The 18448-nt window shown below is 70.1% G+C and carries 17 protein-coding genes and 1 tRNA gene; 5 read left to right on the top strand and 13 right to left on the bottom strand.

The window, feature by feature from the left end:
* Window positions 1-51: 51 nt before the first annotated feature.
* From rpoB to RF645_RS07720, 9 genes are all read right to left on the bottom strand, one after another.
* Window positions 52-3558 carry a DNA-directed RNA polymerase subunit beta gene (gene rpoB, locus RF645_RS07760; RefSeq protein ID WP_368818903.1) on the bottom strand — a complete coding sequence of 1169 codons (3507 nt, stop codon included), beginning with the start codon at window positions 3556-3558 and terminating at the stop codon, window positions 52-54.
* A 403-nt stretch (window positions 3559-3961) separates the two neighbouring features.
* On the bottom strand, window positions 3962-4348 hold the full coding sequence (rplL, locus tag RF645_RS07755; RefSeq protein WP_006213531.1) for a 50S ribosomal protein L7/L12: 387 nt from the start codon (window positions 4346-4348) through the stop codon (window positions 3962-3964).
* A gap of 87 nt (window positions 4349-4435) precedes the next feature.
* Entirely contained in the window at window positions 4436-4978 is a 543-nt protein-coding gene (gene rplJ, locus RF645_RS07750) for a 50S ribosomal protein L10 (RefSeq protein WP_058871821.1), read from the bottom strand.
* A 283-nt stretch (window positions 4979-5261) separates the two neighbouring features.
* The gene (locus tag RF645_RS07745; protein WP_368818902.1) at window positions 5262-6413 is read right to left on the bottom strand and encodes a GNAT family N-acetyltransferase; all 1152 of its coding nucleotides are present in this window, start codon (window positions 6411-6413) and stop codon (window positions 5262-5264) included.
* Window positions 6414-6607: 194 nt separating this feature from the next.
* Window positions 6608-7315, bottom strand: a complete 708-nt coding sequence (gene rplA, locus RF645_RS07740; RefSeq protein WP_137802143.1) for a 50S ribosomal protein L1 — start codon at window positions 7313-7315, stop codon at window positions 6608-6610.
* A 96-nt stretch (window positions 7316-7411) separates the two neighbouring features.
* Window positions 7412-7843, bottom strand: a complete 432-nt coding sequence (gene rplK, locus RF645_RS07735; RefSeq protein ID WP_006213535.1) for a 50S ribosomal protein L11 — start codon at window positions 7841-7843, stop codon at window positions 7412-7414.
* 253 nt (window positions 7844-8096) lie between these two features.
* Window positions 8097-8948: a transcription termination/antitermination protein NusG gene (nusG, locus tag RF645_RS07730; protein WP_368818901.1), complete on the bottom strand. Its 852-nt coding sequence runs from the start codon at window positions 8946-8948 to the stop codon at window positions 8097-8099.
* Window positions 8949-9049: 101 nt separating this feature from the next.
* Entirely contained in the window at window positions 9050-9313 is a 264-nt protein-coding gene (gene secE / locus RF645_RS07725) for a preprotein translocase subunit SecE (RefSeq protein WP_137802145.1), read from the bottom strand.
* Between the two features lie 127 nt (window positions 9314-9440).
* Window positions 9441-9513 (bottom strand) — tRNA-Trp (locus tag RF645_RS07720).
* A 278-nt stretch (window positions 9514-9791) separates the two neighbouring features.
* Between RF645_RS07720 and RF645_RS07715 the strand changes: the two genes are divergently transcribed.
* Together RF645_RS07715 and RF645_RS07710 are read left to right on the top strand one after the other, a co-directional pair.
* A complete protein-coding gene (locus RF645_RS07715) occupies window positions 9792-10994 on the top strand; it encodes a pyridoxal phosphate-dependent aminotransferase (RefSeq protein ID WP_368818900.1) in 1203 nt (400 codons plus the stop codon).
* Window positions 10991-11374: a hypothetical protein gene (locus RF645_RS07710; protein WP_368818899.1), complete on the top strand. Its 384-nt coding sequence runs from the start codon at window positions 10991-10993 to the stop codon at window positions 11372-11374. The genes RF645_RS07715 and RF645_RS07710 overlap by 4 nt, the downstream gene beginning before the upstream one ends.
* 94 nt (window positions 11375-11468) lie before the next feature.
* Here the strand turns inward: RF645_RS07710 and ppk2 are convergent, their stop codons facing one another.
* Entirely contained in the window at window positions 11469-12374 is a 906-nt protein-coding gene (gene ppk2, locus RF645_RS07705; RefSeq protein ID WP_368818898.1) for a polyphosphate kinase 2, read from the bottom strand.
* A gap of 290 nt (window positions 12375-12664) precedes the next feature.
* Here ppk2 and RF645_RS07700 point away from each other — a divergent pair, with 290 nt between their 5' ends.
* Window positions 12665-13696, top strand: a complete 1032-nt coding sequence (locus RF645_RS07700; protein WP_368818897.1) for a 6-phosphofructokinase — start codon at window positions 12665-12667, stop codon at window positions 13694-13696.
* 158 nt (window positions 13697-13854) lie between these two features.
* On the opposite strand, the gene RF645_RS07695 is transcribed toward RF645_RS07700, so the two are convergent.
* The 3 genes from RF645_RS07695 to RF645_RS07685 form a co-directional block, all read right to left on the bottom strand.
* Window positions 13855-15081 carry a folate-binding protein YgfZ gene (locus tag RF645_RS07695; RefSeq protein ID WP_368818896.1) on the bottom strand — a complete coding sequence of 409 codons (1227 nt, stop codon included), beginning with the start codon at window positions 15079-15081 and terminating at the stop codon, window positions 13855-13857.
* Complete coding sequence (locus RF645_RS07690) at window positions 15078-15674, bottom strand: FABP family protein (RefSeq protein ID WP_368818895.1); 597 nt, start codon at window positions 15672-15674, stop codon at window positions 15078-15080. Before RF645_RS07690 ends, RF645_RS07695 begins: the two co-directional genes overlap by 4 nt.
* A gap of 118 nt (window positions 15675-15792) precedes the next feature.
* Complete coding sequence (locus RF645_RS07685) at window positions 15793-16446, bottom strand: hypothetical protein (RefSeq protein ID WP_368818894.1); 654 nt, start codon at window positions 16444-16446, stop codon at window positions 15793-15795.
* Window positions 16447-16621: 175 nt separating this feature from the next.
* Between RF645_RS07685 and RF645_RS07680 the strand changes: the two genes are divergently transcribed.
* The gene (locus tag RF645_RS07680) at window positions 16622-17314 is read left to right on the top strand and encodes a response regulator transcription factor (protein ID WP_024289911.1); all 693 of its coding nucleotides are present in this window, start codon (window positions 16622-16624) and stop codon (window positions 17312-17314) included.
* Window positions 17315-17367: 53 nt separating this feature from the next.
* Window positions 17368-18291, top strand: a complete 924-nt coding sequence (gene mshD, locus RF645_RS07675) for a mycothiol synthase (RefSeq protein WP_368818893.1) — start codon at window positions 17368-17370, stop codon at window positions 18289-18291.
* Window positions 18292-18448 lie beyond the last annotated feature (157 nt).

Below are 18448 nucleotides of genomic sequence, written 5' to 3'. Positions count from 1 at the left end.
CCCTTTCTAAGCAGTCTTCAAAAAGAGTGGGCGGTCGACGTGAAGAGGTGATCAGACCTCTTCGACCGAGCTCGGCTCGGAGTGGGACAGGTCGATGCCCAGCTCTTCAGCGGCGCGGAAGACCTCGTCATCCGCATCGCGCATCTCGACGGTCTGGCCGTCGGCCGAGAGGACCTCGACGTTCAGGCACAGGGACTTCATCTCCTTGATGAGGACCTTGAACGACTCGGGAACACCCGGCTCCGGGATGTTCTCGCCCTTGACGATCGCCTCGTAGACCTTCACGCGGCCGTGCACGTCATCCGACTTGACGGTCAGGATCTCCTGCAGCGTGTAGGCGGCGCCGTAGGCCTCCAGTGCCCAGACCTCCATCTCGCCGAAGCGCTGGCCGCCGAACTGGGCCTTACCGCCCAGGGGCTGCTGCGTGATCATCGAGTACGGGCCGGTCGAGCGGGCGTGGATCTTGTCGTCCACCAGGTGGTGCAGCTTCAGGATGTACTGGTAGCCGACCGAGATCGGGTCCGGGAACGGCTCGCCGGAGCGGCCGTCGAACAGCTGCGCCTTGCCCGTGTGGTTGATCAGGCGATCGCCGTCGCGGGTGACGTTGGAGTGATCCAGCAGGTCGAAGATCTCGTCCTCGCGGGCACCGTCGAACACCGGGGTCGCCACGTTGGTGGGGCCGGTCTCCTTGGGGAAGTCCGTGAGGTGATCCAGCCACTGCGGGTCGCCCTCGACCTTCCAGCCCTGCTTGGCCAGCCAGCCGGTGTGGACCTCGAGCACCTGGCCGAGGTTCATGCGCCCGGGCACGCCCAGCGGGTTCAGGATGACGTCGACGGGGGTGCCGTCCGCCAGGAAGGGCATGTCCTCCAGGGGCAGGATCTTGGAGATGACGCCCTTGTTGCCGTGGCGCCCGGCGAGCTTGTCGCCGTCCGTGATCTTGCGCTTCTGCGCGACGTAGACGCGCACGACCTGGTTGACGCCGGCCGGGAGATCGTCCGAATCCTCGTCGCGGTCGAAGACGCGCACGCCGATGACCGTTCCCGACTCGCCGTGGGGCACCTTCAGGGAGGTGTCGCGGACCTCGCGGGACTTCTCGCCGAAGATCGCGCGCAGCAGGCGCTCCTCCGGGGTCAGCTCGGTCTCGCCCTTGGGCGTGACCTTGCCGACCAGGATGTCGCCGGCCTGGACCTCGGCGCCGATGTGGATGACGCCCCGCTCGTCCAGAGCCGAGAGCACCTCCTCCGACACGTTGGGGATGTCGCGCGTGATCTCCTCGGCACCGAGCTTGGTGTCGCGGGCATCGATCTCGTGCTCCTCGATGTGGATCGAGGTCAGGACGTCGTCCGAGACCATGCGCTGGGACAGGATGATGGCGTCCTCGTAGTTGAGGCCCTCCCAGGACATGTAGGCCACGAGCAGGTTCTTGCCCAGGGCCAGCTCGCCGTGATCGGTCGACGGGCCGTCGGCCAGCACGGTGCGCGGTTCGACGCGATCTCCCTCGGAGACCACGACGCGCTGGTTGTACGTGTTGCCCGGGTTGGAGCGCACGAACTTGCCGATCGTGTACTCCTTCTCGGTGCCGTCGTCGTTGGCCACGATCACGTGATCGGCGGCCACCTCGGTGACCACGCCGGCCTTGACGGCCAGCACGGAGTCGCCGGCATCCATGGCGGCGTAGCGCTCCATGCCGGTGCCCACGAGCGGGGCCTCCGACACGAGCAGCGGCACGGCCTGGCGCTGCATGTTGGCGCCCATGAGCGCGCGGTTGGCGTCGTCGTGCTCGAGGTACGGGATCAGGGCGGTCGCCACCGACACCATCTGGCGCGGGGAGACGTCCATGAACTCGACGTCCGCGGGCTCGACCAGCACGGCCTCGCCGGAGCCGTCGGCGGCACGGGCCAGCACGGCGTCCTCGGCGAAGCGCATGTCGTCCGTCAGCGGGGCGTTGGCCTGGGCGATCGTGGCGCCGCGCTCGTCATCGGCCGTCAGGTAGACGACCTCGTCGGTGACGACGCCGTCGCGGACCTTGCGGTACGGGGTCTCGATGAAGCCGAACGGGTTGATGCGGGCGTAGGTGGCCAGCGAGCCGATCAGGCCGATGTTCGAGCCCTCAGGGGTCTCGATCGGGCACATGCGGCCGTAGTGCGACGGGTGGACGTCGCGGACTTCCATGCCGGCGCGGTCGCGGGACAGGCCGCCGGGGCCCAGGGCGGACAGCCGACGCTTGTGGGTCAGGCCCGCGAGCGGGTTGTTCTGATCCATGAACTGCGAGAGCTGGGAGGTGCCGAAGAACTCCTTGATCGCCGCCACCACGGGGCGGATGTTGATCAGGGTCTGCGGGGTGATCGCCTCGACGTCCTGGGTGGTCATGCGCTCGCGCACGACGCGCTCCATGCGGGACAGACCGGTGCGGATCTGGTTCTCGATCAGCTCGCCCACCGCGCGGATGCGGCGGTTGCCGAAGTGGTCGATGTCATCGACGTCGATGCGGATCTCGCGGGTCTCGCCGTCGCGCACGCCATCGATGGAGTCTCCCCCGGCGTGCAGCGTGACGAGGTAGCGGATCATGGCGACGATGTCCTCGACCGAGAGCACGGAGGCATCCGGATCGGTGAAGGGCTTGTCGATCCCGAGCTTCCGGTTGATCTTGTACCGGCCGACCTTGGCGAGGTCGTAGCGCTTGGGGTTGAAGTACATGTTGTCCAGCAGCTGCTGGGCGGCCTCGACCGTGGGCGGCTCGCCCGGACGCAGCTTGCGGTAGATGTCCAGCAGCGCGTCGTCGCGGGTCTCGGTCGCGTCCTTCTCGAGGGTGGCGCGGATCGAGTCGAACTCGCCGAACTCCTCGAGGATCTTGGACTCGGACCAGCCCAGGGCCTTGAGCAGCACCGTGACGGACTGCTTGCGCTTGCGGTCCAGGCGCACGCCGACCTGATCGCGCTTGTCGATCTCGAGCTCGAACCAGGCGCCGCGCGAGGGGATGATGCGCGCCGAGTAGATGTCCTTGTCCGAGGTGCGGTCCTGGCCGCGCTCGAAGTAGGCGCCGGGCGAGCGGACCAGCTGCGAGACGACGACGCGCTCGGTGCCGTTGATCACGAACGTGCCCTTGTCGGTCATGAGCGGGAAGTCGCCCATGAAGACCGTCTGCTGCTTGATCTCGCCGGTGGTGTTGTTCATGAACTCGGCCTTAACGTACAGGGGGGCCGAGTAGGTGGCGTCACGGTCCTTGCACTCATCGACCGTGTACTTGGGGTCGTAGAACTCCGGCTCCGTGAAGGACAGGGACATGGTGCCCTGGAAGTCCTCGATCGGGGAGATCTCCTCGAAGATGTCCGAGAGGCCAGAGGTGGTGGCGACGCCGGTCTCGCCGGCCTCCAGGGCCAGGCGCAGGCGCTCCTGCCACTTCTCGTTGCCGATGAGGCGATCGAAGCTCTCGGTCTGGAGAGCCAGGAGGTTGGGGACCTCCAGGGGCTCGTGGATCTTGGCGAAGGAGACGCGGCGGGGCACGCTGCCTCCTGCCTGGGATGCGGTGACGGACGAATCGGTGCTCGAGGCGACCAAAGTGAGATTCCTTCCACAGATCTGCAGGTGAATCGCGCGGTTCCCGTCCGGAGGACTCGGAGACGGCCGGAACGCGGCGCTGCGGGCGAGGGGACTGCTCGCACGGGGCGCAGGGTGCCGTGCGAGGATCGATCCGACGCGGGTCGCAGAGCCGGCGGCTCGGGTCCGAGGGGCGCCCACCGCTATATGAAGGCACGCAGAACTCAGGGACGACGCAAAGAAACAGGTTACGTCAAGTCCAGAGCCATTGTCTACCCCTTGTCGAACATCCGTCGGCCTCGGTCGACGGCGGCGCAGCGGCGACCCGTGAGACGACGAGCGCCCCGCCCGGCCGGAGCCGTGCGGGGCGCTGATCCGACCGCAAGACGGTCTGAAGCGAGGTGCGGGCTCAGGCCCGCATGGATCACTTGAGGGTGACGGTGGCGCCGGCGCCCTCGAGCTGCTCCTTGGCCTTCTCGGCGTCCTCCTTGGAAGCGCCCTCGAGGACGGGCTTGGGAGCGCCGTCGACGAGCTCCTTGGCCTCCTTCAGGCCGAGGGAGGTCAGGGCGCGCACCTCCTTGATGACGCCGATCTTCTTGTCGCCGGCAGCCTCGAGGATGACGTCGAACTCGGTCTGCTCCTCCTCGGCGGCGGCGGCGTCGCCACCGGCAGCCGGGGCGGCGGCCACGGCGGCCGGAGCCGCAGCGGTGACGTCGAAGGTCTCCTCGAAGGCCTTGACGAACTCGGAGAGCTCGATGAGGGAGAGCTCCTTGAAGGCCTCGATCAGTTCATCGGTGGTCAGCTTGGCCATGATGTGGCTCCTTCTGGTGTCTGTTCCCGTCGGCCGCATGGGGCGCGGCGCGACGGAGGATGGTTCTGGTACGTGGTGAGTCGACGCTCAGGCGTCGGCAGCGGTGTCCGAGCCGGTCTCCTCGACCTTGGCGCGCAGCGCCTCGGCCGTGCGGACCGTCTTGGACAGCGGCGCCTGGAACAGCGCTGCGGCCTGGGACAGCGAAGCCTGTGCGGCTCCGGCGACCTTGGCCAGCAGGACCTCGCGGGACTCGAGGTCCGCGAGCTTCTTGATGCCGGCCTCATCGAGGGCGGCACCGTCCATGTAGCCGCCCTTGACGACGAGCGCGGGGTTCTCCTTGGCGAAGTCGCGCAGGCCCTTTGCGACGGCGACCGCATCGCCGGAGACGAACGCAATCGCGGTGGGGCCCTGGAGCTGTCCCTCGAATGCGTCGATCCCGGCCTCGCGGGCGGCGATGCCGGCCAGCGTGTTCTTCACCACGGCGTACTCGGCGTTCTCGCCGAGCGAGCGGCGCAGCTGCGAGATCTGCGCCACCGAGAGCCCGCGGTATTCGGTCAGCACAGCTGCAGTGGACGACTCGAAGCGTCCCTTCAGCTCGGCCACCGCGGCGTACTTCTCAGAGTTCGCCATGGCACTCCTTCCTGGTGTGCCGGGCGCCTGCCGTTCGTGCCCCAGACGAGAAAAGCGCCCCGGCAGGAGCCGAGGCGCATCAGGACGCTGACCGCCAGAGGCGGATCAGAGGTCTTGCACGTTCAGGACACCTGCGCTGGACGCCCCGAGGGGCTCTTACGGCGATCCGCTCCGTCCGCTTCGAGGTGAAGCAGGCACGACGGATCCGCGACCGGCGGTCTTTGGATGCCACGAGATTACCCGCTCGCGCAGCCAGCGGCAACTCCATCGCGGCAGCCTCGCCTCAGGCCTCCCCGATCGCCCGCTCCCAGACCGCGGAGCGGCCCACCACGACGGAGCCCAGTCGGCGGTTCACCCAGTTCATGCGGGTGTTGCCGCTGTGCGTCCACACGTAGATCGACTCGACGCCCGGGGTCTCTCGCGCGATCTGGCGGAGGTTCTCGAGCTTGAGCCGCAGTCCCAGCCGCCGACCGCGATGCTCCCGCAGCACGACGGTCTCGTCCTGCAGCCCGGCCCCGCGATGGGGACGGGGCACGACGACCTCGGTCATCCCCACGAGCTCGCCGGAGGGGATGTGCTCCATGACGGCCATCAGGGACCGATCGCCGCCGGAGCTGCGCAGCGCCTCGGTGCGCCGGACCCGCTCGGCGTCCCACGGCTCCGGGTCCCACACCTCCGGGGCGGCGAAGGCGTCCGACGGAATCCGCGAATGCAGGCGGGCGAGCGACTCGAGCCACTGCTCCGGCGCCTCGTCCTTCCACACGTGGGTCCGGTAGTCCTCGGCGCCCTCGCTGGCCAGCACATCCTGGCCGAGCCTGCGCATCTCCTCCGGATCCAGGGGGACGGACAGCCGGCTCACGTCCGAGACGGTGCGCAGGGTGTACCCCGCGCGCTGGGCGAAGCGTGTCTGACGATTGGACAGCGGCAGCCGCCCCGAGCCGTCCGAGGCGGTGATCCAGTCCTCGGGGCTGACCTGGGCCATGGTCCCGGTGGGGGATCCGATGCGGCCATCGCCCTGCAGGTCCCCGGGCCCGGGGTGCTCCGACTGGAGCGTGACGCGGCGCCGAGCCTCCGCACCGGAGAGCTGCTCCGCGGCCGCCAGCAGCTCCAGGCCCACTCCCCTGTCCTCGCACTCCGGATCGACCGTCACGAGCACCACGGCGGAGCGGGTGTGCACGACGAGCGGCAGCCGGATCTCGGCGCGCCCCACGAGCCGGTCCTCCAGGAAGGCGCCCAGCAGGACCACGCGCTCCCACGGATCATGGAGGTCGTGGAAGATGTCCTCGGCCTCGTTCGACAGCTGCCCGGTGCCCCAGATCGCCTCTCGCGAGCGGCGCACCAGATCGGCCACCTCGCCCAGGGTGCGCTCGGCGGCCTCGTCGAAGACCTCCGGCGTGCGGATCTGGCGGATCTGGACGGCTTCGCTCGGGAGCACATCGGGCCTTTCGACGGTGAGCGCGCCCGGCTGCGCACGTGCGGCAGGGGCCGCACGGAGGGCTTCGCTCGTCAACGGAAGAGGGGCCCAGTCGCTGTCGACTGGACCCCTCAGGATCATGCATCCCTCCCGCGGCGGTCAATCACCGGGGAAAAGAGCGGTCATCTGCTCATCGGCAGATGATCGTGCGGGGCTCAGGCCTCGGACTCGACGGAGGTGGAGTTCGGATCCACCGGGATGCCGGGGCCCCAGGTGGAGGCGACGGTCATCTTGGAGACGTAGCGACCCTTGGACGAGGCCGGCTTGAGGCGCAGGACCTCCTCCAGAGCGGCGGCGAAGTTCTCCGCCAGCGCCTTCTGCTCGAACGAGGTCTTGCCCACGATGAAGTGCAGGTTCGAGTGCTTGTCGACGCGGAAGTCGATCTTGCCGCCCTTGATGTCGCCGACGGCCTTGGCGACATCCATGGTGACGGTGCCGGTCTTGGGGTTCGGCATCAGGTTGCGGGGGCCCAGGACCTTGCCCAGGCGGCCGACCTTGCCCATCATGTCCGGCGTGGCCACGGCGGCGTCGAAGTCGACCCAGCCGCCCTGGACCTTGGCGATCAGGTCGTCGGCGCCCACGAAGTCGGCGCCTGCGGCCTCAGCGGCCGCGGCCTTGTCGCCCTGGGCGAAGACGGCCACGCGAGCGGTCTTGCCCGTGCCGTTCGGCAGGTTGACGGTGCCGCGCACCATCTGGTCGGCCTTGCGGGGATCCACGCCGAGCCGCATGGCGACCTCGACGGTGGAATCGGCCTTGGAGCCGTCGAGCTCCTTGACGAGTGCGATCGCCTCGGCCGGGGTGTAGAGACGGTCGCCGTCGATCTTCTCGGCGGCGGCCCGGTACGCCTTGCTGCGCTTTGCCATCTGCTTGTTCTCCTTGTGCAGTCGTGGTCATGCGGACCGCGCTCGGCCCTGCCACGGGATTACGTGTGCTGTGTCGTGCTGCGGCTGGAAGCCGGATCAGACGACGTCGATGCCCATCGAGCGTGCGGTGCCCGCGATCGCCTTGGCGCCGGCCTCGACGTCGTTGGCGTTCATGTCCGCGGCCTTGGTCTGGGCGATCTCGCGCGCCTGGTCCCAGGTGATCGAGCCGACCTTGTCCGTGTGCGGGACGCCGGAGCCCTTCTGGATGCCGGCTGCCTTCTTGATCAGCTGCGCGGCAGGCGGGGTCTTGGTGACGAAGGTGAACGAGCGATCCTCGTAGACCGTGATCTCGACCGGGATGATGTTGCCGCGCTGGGATTCCGTGGCCGCGTTGTAGGCCTTGCAGAACTCCATGATGTTGACGCCCTGCGCACCGAGCGCGGGGCCGACGGGCGGTGCCGGGTTGGCGGCGCCGGCCTGGATCTGCAGCTTGATCAGACCCGAGACCTTCTTCTTCTTGGGAGCCATGGTGTGGTCCTCCTGACGTGATGTACCGCCGCACAGGAGCGTACGACGGCGGTGTGGCCGCCGTGGCGCGGCGACCGGACGGCGCCCGCCGCGCGAAAGCGCGTCCCGCGGCGGTGCCGAAGCATGTGGGGCAGGCCCTGGGCCTGCAGTCGGCATCCGAGTCGGGCCCCCGGAGGAGCAGCCGGCGTCGGGACGACGATCGACCAGTCTGCCAGATCCGCGCGCGAGCGGGCCCCGGCGGACCGGTCGGGGATCAGATCTTGGAGACCTGGTCGAACGAGATGGTGACCGGCGTCTCGCGCTCGAAGATCGACACGAGGACGACCAGCTGCTGGGACTCCACCTTGATCTCGGAGATGGTCGCCGGGAGGGTCGCGAACGCGCCCTCCTTGACGATCACGGACTCGCCGACCTCGAAGTCGACGGTCACGGCCGGGGCGGAGGCGGTCGCACCGGCGGAGGCGCCCGAGGACGGGGACTGGCCCTCGGCGGCGGCCGGGGTCTCGAACACCGGGTTGAGCATGTCGACGACCTCGTCGATGCGCAGCGGGTTCGGGTTGTAGGCGTCCTGGCCCACGAATCCGGTGACGCCCGGCGTGTGGCGGACGGCGCCCCAGGAGGCGTCGGTGAGGTTCATGCGCACCAAGACGTAGCCGGGGATCCGGACGCGGCGCACGGTCTTGCGCTGCGCGTTCTTGATCTCCACGACTTCCTCCATGGGGACCTCGATCTGGAAGATGTCCTCCTCCATGTTCAAGGACTGGATGCGGGTCTCCAGGTTGGTCTTCACGCGGTTCTCGTAGCCGGCGTAGGTGTGGATGACGAACCAGTCGCCCTCCTGCCGACGCAGCTTGGCCGCGAACTCCTTGCGGGGATCCTCGGCGGGCGCCTCCTCCACAGGGGCCTGGGCGGGCACCTCCGACTCGGCGCCCTCGGCGATCGCCAGGTCGGCGTCCTGCACGGACTCCTGCTCGACGGGGGCCTCGACGGCCTCTGCCGAGACGCTCGCCGGCGCAGCCGTCTCAGCCTGCTCGGCGGCGTCCTGCGCGGGAGTCGTGTCCTCCGGCGCCAGGTCGACGTCGTTCTCAGCTTCGTGCTGGGTCACTGGGAGTCCCTGCTTTCCTCTGCTCTGGGGTGGCCGCGAGGCCGTGCTCGCGAAGCGGTCGTGCTCTGCGCCGGTGTCTGCTCCCGGCGGGCGTGCGTCGTTCAGGAGGCGATCGCGCCGTCGCCGAAGACCAGCATGGCCAGCTGGCCGAAGCCGAAGTCCAGCAGCGAGATCAGGCCCATCATGAAGGCCACGAACACGAGGACGACGAGCGTGTACTGCACGAGCTCGCGACGCGTGGGGGTGTGGACCTTGCGCAGCTCGGCGATGACCTGGCGCAGGAACAGGAGGAGTCCGCCGACCATCCCGTTCGACTTCTGCTCCGGCTCACCGCCCGGCTGATCAGCGGCTGTGCTCTGCGACATCGGTTCTCCTCAAGAGGGCCTCGCGCTTGGTCCGCACCATCAGGTGATGGCCTGCGCTGTTCGCATCCGCCCTCCCGCGAGCGCTCGGCGACGCCGTGCTGCTCGCGGGAGGAGGATGCGGGCTGCGCAGGGCAGACAGGACTCGAACCTGCAACCTGCGGTTTTGGAGACCGCTGCGCTACCAATTGCGCCACTGCCCTTCAGGCCTGTGGGGCGGATGCCCCGCACGCCGGTCCACGAGCCTACCACTGCCGCGGTGCGCCCCGTGCGGGGCAGCTGTGCGAGCGGCGGGCTCGGCTGGACACCAGCCGACCAGTCTAGTCCAGACAATGCCCCTCGGCAAGGCCCGACGGCCCCTCATCGCCCGGGGATCGCCCCCGGCGCAGAGGCAGCGCCCCAGTAGCATGGGAGGGTGCCGCGGCCGCGACGAGCGGCGGACGGCGCTCCCAGCCTCACCCAGATGGAGGAACCGCAGGTCATGTCCGAACGCATCTCCCGCCGCATCGCGGCGATCGCCCCGTCGGCCACACTGGCAGTCGACGCCCAGGCCAAGGCCCTCAAGGCCGAGGGGCATCCGATCATCGGATTCGGCGCCGGCGAGCCCGACTTCCCGACCCCCGCGCACATCGTCCAGGCCGCTGCCGAGGCCCTGCAGGACCCGTCGAACTTCCGCTACTCCCCCGGCCCCGGCCTGCCCGATCTGCGCCGCGCGATCGCGGACACGACCGCCGAGCGCGGCGGCTGGCAGGTGGATCCCTCGCAGGTCGTGGTGACCAACGGCGGCAAGCAGGCCGTCTACGAGGCCTTCGCCGCGGTGCTGGACGAGGGCGACGAGGTCCTGCTGCCCGCCCCGTACTGGACCACGTACCCGGAGGCCATCCGCCTGGCCGGCGGCGTGCCCGTCGAGGTCTTCGCCGGTGCCGAGCACGGCTACAAGGTGACCCCCGAGATGCTCGAGGAGAAGCTCACCGATCGCACCAAGGCGATCCTGCACTGCTCGCCGTCGAACCCGACCGGCGCGGTGTTCTCCCCGGAGGAGACCAGGGCGCTGGGCGCCTGGGCCGCCGAGAAGGGGATCTTCGTGATCGCCGATGAGATCTACCAGCAGCTCACCTACGACGGCACCCCGTTCACCTCGATCGCCGGGGCCTGCCCGGAGCTCGGCGAGAACGTCATCGTGCTCAACGGCGTGGCCAAGACCTACGCCATGACCGGCTGGCGCGTGGGCTGGCTGATCGGCCCCGCGGACGTCGTGAAGGCCGTGAGCACGCTGCAGTCGCACCTGACCTCGAACGTCAACAACATCGCCCAGCGCGCGGCGGTCGCCGCGCTGACCGGGCCGCAGGACGATGTCACCGCCATGGGCGAGGCCTTCGACCGCCGTCGGCGGCTGGCCGTGGAGATGCTCTCGGCGATCGACGGCGTCACCGTCCCCGAGCCCCAGGGCGCGTTCTACGTCTATCCGGACGTCAGCGCGCTGCTGGGCCGCAACTTCGACGGCAGCACCCCGCAGACCTCGGCCGAGCTGGCCGGGCTGATCCTCGAGAAGGCGCAGGTGGCGGTCGTTCCGGGCGAGGCCTTCGGCCCGTCGGGCTACTTCCGGCTCTCCTACGCCCTGGGCGACGACGACCTGCGCGAGGGCCTGACCCGGCTGCAGGACTTCCTGGGCGGTGCCCGATGAGCGCGCAGGTCGCGTCCGAGCCCACCGGTGCCCAGCGCGCCGGTGAGGCCGCAGCGCAGGCCGTCGGGGTCTTCGAGCAGATCCCGACCGCGGCCTGGACCACGGTCGGGCTGATCGGCGGCTACGGGATCGCCCGGGCGACCGGGGTGCGCTGGCTCGGCGGCGCGGCGCTGCTCGGCGCAGGGGCGGCTGCGGCCCACACCTGGTGGCACCGTGGCGGGCCTGCTCAGACCAGTGCGCTCAGCGCGGTCTACCTCCTGGGCTTCGGGCTCTCCCATCCGCTGGCCAGGAACCTGGGCGCCTGGCCCTCCGTGCTCACGGTCACCGCGGTCTCGGCCGCTGCCAGCTGGGCGGTCGTTGACCGAGGTCTCGAGGACTGAGCCGCCGGCACGCACGACAGGGCCCGCAGACCAGGCACCTTCCGGGTGCTCGGTCTGCGGGCCCTGATCCTCGTCCGGAGCCGTGCCGGGCGGATCAGTCGTCGACGGCGTCGCGGCCGCGGCGCACGATCTGCGGATCGGGCGGGTAGACGACCGACTCGTCCTTGTCCTCGTAGTCGAACTGGTTCAGGAAGTAGCGCATGGCGTTGAGGCGCGCTCGCTTCTTGTCATTCGACTTGATCGTGATCCAGGGAGCGTGATCCGTGTCCGTGCGGCGGAACGTCTCCTCCTTGGCCAGCGTGTAGTCGTCCCAGCGATCGAGCGAGGCGAGATCGTTCGGCGAGAGCTTCCAGCGCCGGACGGGATCGATCTGGCGGATCGCGAACCGGGTGCGCTGCTCGTGCTGGGTGACCGAGAACCAGAACTTGGTCAGGTGGATCCCGGCGTCCACGAGCATCTTCTCGAAGACCGGGGCCTGCCTCATGAAGACCTCGTACTCCTCATCGGTGCAGTAGCCCATGACCCGCTCGACATTGCCCCGGTTGTACCAGGATCGGTCGAACATCACGATCTCGCCGTTCGTGGGGAAGTGCTCGATGTAGCGCTGGAAGTACCACTGCCCCTTCTCCCGCTCGGTGGGGGTGCTCAGAGCGACGGTGCGCGCGGCACGGGGGTTCAGGTGCTCGGTGAAGCGCTTGATCGTGCCGCCCTTGCCGGCGGCGTCGCGGCCCTCGAACAGGATGATGTGCTTGAGGTCGTTGTCCTGGCCCCAGTACTGGAACTTCAGCAGCTCGATCTGCAGGCGGTACTTCTCGAGCTCGTAGTCCTCGCGCGACATCCGCTCGTCGTACGGGTACCCGCCTTCGCGCCAGGTCTCCACGGCGGATCCGCCCGGATCGATCAGATCGGGGTCGGCGGTATGGCCGTCGGTGACGGTGTAGCCCTGCTCGACGAGCTTGTCGATGAACTCGCGGAGGTTCTCCTGCGGCGCTTCTGCCATTGCGGCTCCCAAGGGCTGGGACCGCGGCACGGGGCCGCGGTCGGTGCGGCGGCTGCCGCGCGGCGCAGCGCACGCGCGCCCTGGCCGACAGCCTCTGGCTCTCCAGGGGCCATTCTAAGCGCGTGCAGGTGAACGGCTCCTGAACTTGCCAGCGCTGGCATCGGGAGGGCGCCCGGGACCGGGAGCACCCTAGACTGGAGGCAGCAACCGGCCGGCCGCAGCGGGATCCGGGCTCTCCGGGCCTCAGGACCCGCATGCGCCGCCCAGCCACGACCAGAAGGAGCGACACCATGAAGATCGGTCTGCTGACCAGTGGCGGCGACTGCCCCGGGCTCAACGCCGTGATCCGCGCCGCCGTGCTGCATGGCATCAAGAGCTACGACCACGAGTTCGTGGGCTTCCGCGATGGCTGGCGCGGCCTGGTCGAGGGCGACATCATCGATCTTCCGCGCACCAGGGTCCGCGGCCTGGCGCGCCAGGGCGGCACGATCCTGGGCACCTCGCGCACCAACCCGTACGACCACCCCCAGGGCGGTCCGGAGAACATCTCGATCATGCTCGAGAAGCACGGGATCGACGCCGTCGTGGCCATCGGCGGCGAGGGAACCCTGGCCGGGGCCCGCCGCCTGGCCCTGGACGGGCTGCCCGTCGTCGGTGTGCCCAAGACGATCGACAACGACCTGATGGGCACCGACTACACGTTCGGCTTCGACACCGCGGTCTCCATCGCGACCGATTCCATGGACCGCCTGCGCACCACCGGCGAGTCGCATCACCGCTGCATGGTCGCCGAGGTCATGGGCCGTCATGTCGGCTGGATCGCCCTGCACTCCGGCATGGCCGCCGGTGCGCACGCGGTGCTGATCCCCGAGCAGCGCACGAGCATGGACGAGGTCTGCCGCTGGGTCACCGAGGTCCACGAGCGCGGACGCTCCCCGCTGGTCGTGGTGGCCGAGGGCTTCATCCCGGAGGGCTTCGACGACGTCACCGCCGTGCACGGCACCGAGGCCGACGGCCGTCCTCGCCTGGGCGGGATCGGCGAGTACATCACCCGCCAGATCGAGGAGCGCACGGGCATCGAGACCCGCAACACGATCCTGGGCCACATCCAGCGCGGCGGAGCCCCCACCGGCTACGACCGCGTGCTGGCCACGCGCTTCGGCATGAGCGTCGTGGACCTGATCCACGAGAAGAAGTGGGGCTACATGGTGGCCCTGCGCGGCACCGACATGGTCCCGGTGAGCTTCGACGAGGCCCTCACCGGCCTGAAGACCGTCCCGCAGGATCGCTGGGACGAAGCGCGGGTCCTCTTCGGGCGCTGAGCGCTCCCCGACCCGCAAAGACCGGGGCCCCGCGATCGTCGTGATCGCGGGGCCCCGATCTGCGCCTGCGCGGTCCTGGCGTCTGCGCCCGTCCGTGCCGCGCGCCGCATCGATCGGGCGCGCTGCCTGCCCGCGCGCCTCCAGCGGCCCCGGTGCGCTCAGCCGCGAGGGCGGCGCAGGAAGCCGGATTCGCGCTGGACCACCTGACCGGCATCCGGCGGCACCACGACGATCTGGGCGGCGGCCCACTGCTCGGGAGCCTGCTCGTCCGCGTTCCCGCCGCCGGCATCCGGGTCTCGCAGCGGCTCGCGCACCCGCAGCTCGGCCTGGGTGTCCACCGAGCGCTTGACGACCGCCAGCGCGATGGGCCCGGCCTCGTGGTGCAGCTGAACGGAGGTCACCCGGCCGACCGTGCGCTGCCCGGCGATCACCTCGGCTCCTGCGGAGGGCAGGGTGTGCTCAGAGCCATCGATGTCCAGGAAGACCAGGCGCCGCGGAGGATGGCCCAGGTTGTGGACCCGCGCGACCGTCTCCTGGCCCTTGTAGCAGCCCTTGGCCAGATGGACCGCCGTGCGCAGCCAGTCGAGCTCGTGCGGCACGGTGCGGTCATCGGTGTCCGGGCCCAGGCGGGGCCGCCACGCCTCGATGCGCAGGGCCTCCCCCGCCCACGAGCCGGCCAGGCTCAGCCCGTCGGCCTGGGGGCCGGTCACGGCCTGCACGAGGCGCTTGCGCGGCACGAGGATCTCGTGCCAGCGCCGCTGCTCGCCCGGATGATCCTGCTGCTCGCCGTAGGCCCATCCACCCTCGGCGACCCCGGGCCACGGATCCGTCCAGACCAGCTCGCAGCGCCCCTCGGCCGGCTCGGCCGCCAGCAGGCGCAGGTGCTCCGGAACCTCCGCGGCGCCGAGCACGGCCACCTCCCGAGTGCGGTCCTCGATCTCGACCCGCAGCGCGAAGCGCATGGACTCGAGCCACTGGCGCAGCGGCTCGGTCTCCTGCGGCTCCGTGATCAGCCAGGCGGTGCGCCCGTCCTCGATCACATGGGGTGCGAACTCCACACGTCCCTGCACGGACAGGAACAGCGTCTCCGAGGACTGCCCCGGCCCCAGCCCGGTGAGGATCTGGGAGCTCAGGGTGCTCAGCCAGGACAGCCGATCGGGTCCGCTGACGCAGACGACGCCCTTGTGCGACAGGTCCACGATCGCGCTGCCGCGGGCCAGCGCCCGCTGCTCCCTGACCGGGTCACCGTAGTGGGCGGCCGTCCCGGCATCCTGGCCGGAGGCCTCGACGGCTCCGTCGACGACGTCCAGAAGCGCGGATCGCCGCACCTGGGCCTGGGGCTCGGATGCGGCGATGGAGGCGGGGTCATGCGAAGTGTCAGTCATATCCTCTTCAGCTCAGCCGAGGCGTGCGTGCTCAGCGATCGGCCTTCGGCCGCCATGTCCCAGGCCCAGAAGAGGTCTCCGTTGACCAGGCCGAACATGCGGGTCGAGGCGGTGTGCTCCTTGGCTCCCTCGGCGCGGACGACGGCGTCCGTGCCCATCTGGATGCGGGGACCGTCGATCTCTCCGACGTAGAGCTCGCTCACGCCGCCGGGGCGGCTGAACGTGGCCACGAGGGGGAATCCGCCTCCGGGCAGGCGCAGGGCCTCGACCTGATCGGCGGTGGTGATCTCCGGCTCCGGCGCCCCGGGCATCAGGCCGGGTCCGGAGTCGCCGCTGCGCTGCGGGCGCGCCAGCTGCCAGAAGCCGTGCTCGACCGTGATCAGGCGCTCCGGCTTGCCGTCCTGGTCCACCAGGTGGGACTCGGAGCGGTACTCCAGGAAGGGCAGGCCGCTGTGCGCGAACTGGACGTGCTGGCGGAAGGGGCGCTGCTCGGACTCGCCGTAGCCGACGAAGCCGTCGCCCTGCCACTCGCCCAGCAGCCAGGCGAAGGGGACGAGCTCAGCAGGGAGATCGGTGGGGATCTCGACAGGCACGGCTTACATCTGCCCCTTGTAGAGGTTCTTGACGACGACCACGCTGATGAGGCCGATCGTCACGACCGCGAGGGCGAGCAGGACCAGGAAGAAGATCTCGATAGCAAGGAGCATGGGCTCAAAATACCATGAGCGCCACGATGCGGGCCGCGAAGAGGGCGGTCGGGCCCAGCAGAGCGACCGGCAGGACGCTCAGCGCCAGCAGGCCGCGCTTGGGTCCGCGCTCGGGCGCCGAGAGCAGCAGGCGCAGGCCCACCACGCCGATGATCAGTCCCGTGAGCACTCCGGGGATCACGACCATGGCGACGGGGGTGTCGCCCAGATCGTGCAGGTGCCGCGACAGGGCGATCCAGCCCGAGGAGGAGACGGCGGCGAGCACCCCGGCGGTCGAGGAGATCGTGGACTCCAGGCGGTGCTCGGCGCCCTCGCCGCGCACGAGCTCGGCCACGAAGATCGCGATCAGTGCGACCGCCACGATGGCCGGGATCCAGGTCAGGCGATCGCCTGCCGGCAGAGCAGAGACCGCGGCGGCCAGGGCGCCGCTGAGCAGGATGATGATGCTGTGCCGGTACCGGGCGCGGATGCCCACCGCCGAGGCCCATCCCAAGCCGAGCACCAGGCTCATGGCGGCGGCCAGCAGGTAGGGCGCGATGCCTCCCGCCACGGCCGCGGCCAGCGCGAGACCCAGCACGAGGGTCGCGCACACGCCGATCGTGGCCACCTTCATGCCCGGTCGGGGCGCGGTTCCCGCCTCTGTCCTGAGCGCTGTCATGGAAGACCACGATAGTTGCCCCGAGCCGACAGGCCGACCGTGACGCCGCGTGGAGCCGCCGGGACGGCCCACGACTCGCCCCGCGTAAGCTGGTCGGGCGCCGGCGCCGCCATCGACCACACTGTCGCGGCGTCCGCCCCGGAAGGCATTGCACGACGATGGAAGTGGAGCCCGGATGACCCGGATCATCATGCTGGCCGATCCCGGCCAGGCGCCGTCTGCGGTGCTCCCCGCCCTGGATCTGCTCCCCCACCCCGTCTCGACCCTGGATCGCGGCGCCGTCGGCGGGTCCGTGCCGGAGCTGCAGCAGGCGGACCTGCTGCTGATCGACGGCCGCTCGGGACTGGTCGCGGCGCGCAACCTGGCCCAGCTGCTGCGCGGGATCGCCCCGGACAAGGCCGTGATCATGGTGCTGACCGAGGGCGGGCTGGCCGCCGTGGCCGCCACCTGGCTCGTGGACGACATCGTCCTGGCAGGCGCCGGACCCGCCGAGCTCGATGCCCGCATCCGCCTGGCCTCGGCGCGCAGCCAGGCCGACGAATCGGCGGGCGGCGAGCTGATCACGGCCGGCTCGATCATGATCGACGAGGCCGCCTACTCTGCTCACGTGGCCGGCGAGAGCCTGAATCTCACGTTCAAGGAGTTCGAGCTGCTGAAGTTCCTCGCCCACAACGAGGGCCGGGTCTTCACCCGCAGCCAGCTGCTCTCCGAGGTGTGGGGCTACGACTACTTCGGCGGCACGCGCACCGTCGACGTCCATATCCGGCGCCTGCGGGCGAAGCTGGGGCCGGATCACGAGAAGATGGTCACGACCGTGCGCAACGTCGGGTACAGCCTGACCGCCCGACGCGCTCCCGAGGGACGCTGAGACCAGCGCTCGACGAGCACCGCAGGAGACCCGAGGCAACCCAGGAGGTTCCTATGGACCGCAGCACGCACCCCATCCAGCGTCTGAGCCCCGAGCAGGCCGATCTGGAGGCCGTCCTGGCCCTGGCCCGGGCCGCCGAGGACGACGACGGCGACCCCCCGCTGTCCGATCAGACCCTGGTCGACCTCCGCACGGAGCCCCAACGCGCGGACCTGGCGGAGGCCTCGGCGGACGGCCGGGCGCTGGCGGTCGCCGTGCTCGTGCGCTCCCGCGCCCAGGGCGCACCGGCGCTGCTCGAGGGCGTCGTGGACTCCCAGGAGCGTGGCCGGGGGCTGGGGCGCCGCCTCATCGAGACGATCCTCGAGGGCCATCACGGCCCGGTTGACGCCTGGTCCCACGGCGACCACCCCGCCGCCCGGCATCTGGCGCAGACGCTGGGCTTCGAGCCGGTGCGCGAGCTGCACCGGCTGCTGCGCACCGATGCGCGCCCGGAGCGGCTTCCGGAGGTCAAGCTGCCAGACGGCGTGGTCATCCGCTCGTTCGAGCCCGGCCGGGACGAGCAGGAGCTGCTGCGGGTCAACGCCGCGGCCTTCGCCGATCACCCCGAGCAGGGCCAGATGAGCCTCGAGGACCTGCGCCAGCGACAGGCGGAGTCCTGGTTCGACCCCGCAGGGCTGCTGCTGGCCGTCGAGCAGGACGATCCTGATCGCGTGCTCGGCTTCCACTGGACCAAGCGGCACCCGGGCTCCGGCCAGGAGCCGGCCCGCGGCGAGGTCTACGTGGTGGGCATCGCCCCCGATCAGCAGGGGCGTCGCCTGGGCCGGGCGCTGACCGTCGCGGGGATGCGGCATCTGGCCGAGCAGGGGCTCGACGAGATCCTGCTCTACGTCGATGCCGAGAACACGGCCGCCTTCCGGCTCTACGAGTCCCTGGGCTTCGAGCGCTGGCACGTGGATGTGATGTTCTCGCGGCGCTGAGAGCGCCGGCCCTGATCAGCGGTGCGCGCTGCGATCGGGTCCTGAGTCGCGGCCGCGGGCCGGTTAGCATGACTGCGCGCCGCCGTCGGAGCCAGAGCGTCAGGGCTTCCGACCGGAGGCCCTGACGCACGCCCCGCACGGCGATCGCATCCCACCA

Origin of the sequence: Kocuria sp. CPCC 205260 (assembly GCF_040981045.1) — a bacterium.
In the GTDB taxonomy this organism is placed as follows: domain Bacteria; phylum Actinomycetota; class Actinomycetes; order Actinomycetales; family Micrococcaceae; genus Kocuria; species Kocuria palustris.
The sequence above is the reverse complement of the archived record's forward strand: the minus strand, read 5'-3'. Positions and strand labels throughout refer to the sequence as shown.

What these genes read in the sequence shown, in the direction of transcription:
- rplL (WP_006213531.1), bottom strand. Translation starts at nt 4,348, where the DNA reads ATGGCCAAGCTGACCACCGATGAACTGATCGAGGCCTTCAAGGAGCTC.
- RF645_RS07685 (WP_368818894.1), bottom strand. Translation starts at nt 16,446, where the DNA reads ATGACAGCGCTCAGGACAGAGGCGGGAACCGCGCCCCGACCGGGCATG.
- rplA (WP_137802143.1), bottom strand. Translation starts at nt 7,315, where the DNA reads ATGGCAAAGCGCAGCAAGGCGTACCGGGCCGCCGCCGAGAAGATCGAC.
- ppk2 (WP_368818898.1), bottom strand. Translation starts at nt 12,374, where the DNA reads ATGGCAGAAGCGCCGCAGGAGAACCTCCGCGAGTTCATCGACAAGCTC.
- RF645_RS07715 (WP_368818900.1), top strand. Translation starts at nt 9,792, where the DNA reads ATGTCCGAACGCATCTCCCGCCGCATCGCGGCGATCGCCCCGTCGGCC.
- secE (WP_137802145.1), bottom strand. Translation starts at nt 9,313, where the DNA reads ATGTCGCAGAGCACAGCCGCTGATCAGCCGGGCGGTGAGCCGGAGCAG.
- RF645_RS07700 (WP_368818897.1), top strand. Translation starts at nt 12,665, where the DNA reads ATGAAGATCGGTCTGCTGACCAGTGGCGGCGACTGCCCCGGGCTCAAC.
- RF645_RS07680 (WP_024289911.1), top strand. Translation starts at nt 16,622, where the DNA reads ATGACCCGGATCATCATGCTGGCCGATCCCGGCCAGGCGCCGTCTGCG.
- RF645_RS07710 (WP_368818899.1), top strand. Translation starts at nt 10,991, where the DNA reads ATGAGCGCGCAGGTCGCGTCCGAGCCCACCGGTGCCCAGCGCGCCGGT.
- rplK (WP_006213535.1), bottom strand. Translation starts at nt 7,843, where the DNA reads ATGGCTCCCAAGAAGAAGAAGGTCTCGGGTCTGATCAAGCTGCAGATC.
- mshD (WP_368818893.1), top strand. Translation starts at nt 17,368, where the DNA reads ATGGACCGCAGCACGCACCCCATCCAGCGTCTGAGCCCCGAGCAGGCC.
- RF645_RS07695 (WP_368818896.1), bottom strand. Translation starts at nt 15,081, where the DNA reads ATGACTGACACTTCGCATGACCCCGCCTCCATCGCCGCATCCGAGCCC.
- rplJ (WP_058871821.1), bottom strand. Translation starts at nt 4,978, where the DNA reads ATGGCGAACTCTGAGAAGTACGCCGCGGTGGCCGAGCTGAAGGGACGC.